The sequence below is a fragment of the Flavobacteriales bacterium genome (assembly GCA_013214975.1).
GTDB lineage: Bacteria > Bacteroidota > Bacteroidia > DT-38 > DT-38 > DT-38.
Map to the genome: position 1 here is coordinate 1 of JABSPR010000040.1, position 3,767 is coordinate 3,767.

The window sequence follows — 3,767 nt, forward strand, 5'->3', positions numbered from 1 at the left end:
AAGGGGAAAGACTTTACTTGTAGATAAATTAGAAGTCCTTGATAAGCCCTTTTTTGTTGTGAAGGTGGAAGGGGAGAAGGCTCCAGTTTATATTGTTAAAAGAGAGAATGGATTGTACGAAGGCTTTCTTATGCTGTGCACGCATAAGTTATGTGAATTGAAAGCTACCGGTACGTTTTTAACTTGCCCGTGCCATGGTAGTGAGTTCTCGAATGAAGGTAAAGTATTGAATGGTCCCGCTACGAAAGACCTAGCTAGATATAAAGTAGCAAGTGATGACAAGAATATAATTTTAATGTTGAAATGAAAATGAGCGCATTTACGAAAGCAATAATTTTGTTTGTATCGTTTACAATTGCTGTAAGCGGTGGATATAGTCAGACAGATACCACAGAAGTTGTGGATAGTGCAAAGTTCGAACTGATTAACCAAGATGCTATTTACAACCGACCGTTTATTCAAATTGAAAAATTGAGAACAGCAGTGGGTGGTTACATGGAGGCTAATACCAATTACTTTGCTGAAGATGGTGTGTCAGAGGGATTTGGAATGGAGCTAAGACGTTTTAATATATTTCTGTATTCAACTATTCACGAGCGAATTAAGTTCTTATCCGAGTTAGAGTTTGAACATGGAACAGAAGAGATTGCTTTGGAAACGGCTTTGATTGATGTAGAAATCAATACGGCCTTAAATTTCAGAGCGGGTATATTACTTCCTCAAATAGGACTTGTTAATGCAAATCACGATTCACCTAAATGGGATTTTGTTGATCGGCCACTGTCTTCAACTACTTTAATTCCGTCTACTTTATCTGAAGTTGGGTTTGGATTTCATGGCAAATTATATCCTGGAGGTGTAGTTCTTTCATACGATGCTTATGTAACAAATGGTCTTCAGAATCAAATTGTAATTAATGAGGATAGTAGAACGTTTGTTCCGGCAGGAAAGAATGAGGAGATGTTTGGGGAGGATAATAATGGTGTGCCAATGTACAATGGTAAACTATCTGTTTCTAGAAGAAAAGTAGGGGAAATAGGGGTTTCATATTATGGAGGAACATACAATACCTTTCAAGTAGAAGGTGAGCAGGTAGATGACAGAAGGAACGTTAATATCATAGCAGTCGACTGGACCTTCAATCTTAAAACAACAGATATTAAAGGAGAGTATGTGATGGTTAATGTTGACGTTCCTGATAATCTGTTGGATTTATATGGTACTAAACAGAATGGGGGATTTGTTGAGGTGAATCAGCAGATTTTGAATCGTAAAATATTAAAATTTGAAAACGCCAAATTGTTATTGAATGTAAGAGGTGAGATGATCGATTATAATATTGGACAATTTTCTACACAACCAGCGACAGCCAATGTGGTTAATATGCAAAAAGGTGATGAAGTTACTTCTCTAATGTTTGGCCTTAGCTTAAGGCCAACTCCAGATACTGTTTTTAAATTGAACTATCGTTTTCAAAAAACTACAGATTTGTTTAGTAACCCAGCAGCAAAACTTGGCGGGTATCAGTTTGGGATAGCAACTTATTTTTAGGAGCTATTTAAGAACTTTTTTTCTTTTAATGCGTTCCATATTCTAAACAAGCTTATGGAAGCACTCTATCTTGATCGTACAAACAAAACACCATTAATAGATCTTAATCCAGATACTGGAGTGCTGTCTCTTACTGGCAGGTCAATTTCTGATCACCCTATAGATTTTTATCGTCCGATAATGGACTGGATCGATCGGTATAAAAATGACCCGCAGCTAAGAACAGTGGTAAACGCAGAGCTTGAGTATTTTAATACCACTTCTTTTCGTGTATTGCTAGGGCTTTTTAAAAAGGTTGCTGAAATTCAAACTTCAGGTCATTATGTAGAAATTAATTGGATGTTCGAAGAGGGTGATGAAAGTGTAATGGAGGCTGGCGAGCAATATCAATCGCTCGTTGATGCTACATTTAACCTGGTCGAATTAGAAGATTAAAACCCTTTATTATCTTTTAACCTTTGGGGCTTAATTAAGACATCATTCCCTTAATTTTGTTTAAAATTAAAGGATGTATAAATTAATTATTCGACCAATTCTATTTCTTCTCTCTCCTGAGAAAATCCATACCATAATATTTCGGTTAATTCGATTTTTATTTGCATTTCCAGGTGTAAGTTCAATTGTTTCTTTAGTATATAGAGTCGACGATAAACGACTTGAACGAGACTTGTTTGGTTTAAAGTTTAGCAATCCCATCGGTTTGGCTGCAGGTTTTGATAAGAACGCCGTTTTGGTAGATGAGCTTAGTAGTATGGGATTTGGGTTTTTGGAAGTAGGTACGGTTACTCCAAAGCCGCAAGATGGTAATCCTAAGCCTCGGTTATTTAGGCTAAAGGAGGATAACGCAATAATTAATAGAATGGGTTTTAATAATGATGGGGTTATTGAAATTGCGAATCGCCTAAGAAAAGTAAATTCCAAAATTATTATCGGAGGAAACATAGGAAAGAATAAAGTAACTCTGAACGAAGATGCGCAAAATGATTACATAAAGGCGTATGAAGGCCTATATGATGTTGTGGACTATTTTGTACTGAACGTAAGTTCTCCCAATACTCCAGGCTTAAGAGAATTGCAAGAGAAAGAACCTCTGAAAGCTTTGTTGAATCAAGTATCTGAAATCAATAGATTGAAATCGAAGCCTAAACCTATTTTGTTGAAAATAGCACCTGACTTAACCAATGAACAATTAATTGACATCATTGAAATAGTTGAAGAAGTAAAGCTAGACGGTGTTATAGCAACCAATACTACAATAGATAGGTCTAATTTAAAAGCTCCGGATAGTATGTTGTCGGATATCGGAAATGGAGGGCTCAGTGGAAAGCCTTTGGTCCAAAGGTCTACAGAGGTGATACGCTTCTTGCATGATAATTCGAAAACAAAGTTTCCAATAATTGGAGTTGGAGGAATTCATTCTAAAGAAGATGCGTTAGAAAAGCTTGAGGCAGGGGCTAGTTTAATTCAATTGTATACTGGTTTTATATACGAAGGGCCAGTATTGGTTAAAGAAATTAATGAGGCGCTACTAAAGTCAAGTGAAAAGAAGTGATATTGCATTTATAGAATGTCCTAGAGATGGGATGCAGGGCATTAAGTCGTTTATCCCATCGGATAAAAAGGCAAGTTATATTAATGTTCTCCTTCAAACTGGATTTGATGTAATTGATTTTGGCAGTTTTGTATCTCCAAAAGCGATTCCTCAGATGCAAGACACAGAAAAGGTGTTGTCGTTACTAAAATTAGAGGATACAACAACAGAATTACTTTCGATTGTTGCTAATGAAAGAGGTGCAAAAGATGCTTGCTCTTTCGAGCAAATTAAATTCTTAGGATTTCCATTATCTGTTTCGGAAACATTTCAACAAAGAAATACGAATTCAAGTATTGTAGAATCCTTGAAGCGTGTTGAGGCAATACAGGCATTATGTTTGCGGCATAGCAAAGAGTTAGTAATATATATATCAATGGGATTTGGAAATCCTTATGGTGACGAATGGAGTCCGGATAGAGTGATAGAATTGACCCAAAAACTAGTTGCAATGGGGATTAAAACTATTGCATTAAGTGATACCATTGGTATCTCAAACCCAGAGAGTATATCGTATCTATTTTCTAACCTGCTACCAGAATTTACAAGAACACAAATAGGAGCGCACCTGCATACTACACCTGATTCTTGGAAAGAGAAAATGGATGCGGCGTACAGTAATGGA

General features: G+C 36.4%; 5 protein-coding genes. All 5 read left to right on the plus strand.

Going from position 1 to position 3,767, the window contains the following annotated elements:
• A partial coding sequence (locus tag HRT72_02605; GenBank protein NQY66601.1) for a Rieske (2Fe-2S) protein occupies positions 1-307 on the plus strand: 307 nt, incomplete at its 5' end.
• A 2-nt stretch (positions 308-309) separates the two neighbouring features.
• A complete protein-coding gene (locus tag HRT72_02610; protein ID NQY66602.1) occupies positions 310-1,551 on the plus strand; it encodes a hypothetical protein in 1,242 nt (413 codons plus the stop codon).
• Positions 1,552-1,605: 54 nt separating this feature from the next.
• A complete protein-coding gene (locus HRT72_02615; GenBank protein NQY66603.1) occupies positions 1,606-1,986 on the plus strand; it encodes a DUF1987 domain-containing protein in 381 nt (126 codons plus the stop codon).
• Between the two features lie 73 nt (positions 1,987-2,059).
• On the plus strand, positions 2,060-3,103 hold the full coding sequence (locus tag HRT72_02620) for a quinone-dependent dihydroorotate dehydrogenase (GenBank protein ID NQY66604.1): 1,044 nt from the start codon (positions 2,060-2,062) through the stop codon (positions 3,101-3,103).
• A gap of 31 nt (positions 3,104-3,134) precedes the next feature.
• On the plus strand, positions 3,135-3,767 hold a 633-nt coding region (locus HRT72_02625; GenBank protein ID NQY66605.1), incomplete at its 3' end, for a hydroxymethylglutaryl-CoA lyase.

Excerpts from the sequence above, each read along its gene's own strand:
- HRT72_02610 (NQY66602.1), top strand. The coding sequence starts at position 310 with ATGAGCGCATTTACGAAAGCAATAATTTTGTTTGTATCGTTTACAATT.
- HRT72_02615 (NQY66603.1), top strand. The coding sequence starts at position 1,606 with ATGGAAGCACTCTATCTTGATCGTACAAACAAAACACCATTAATAGAT.
- HRT72_02620 (NQY66604.1), top strand. The coding sequence starts at position 2,060 with ATGTATAAATTAATTATTCGACCAATTCTATTTCTTCTCTCTCCTGAG.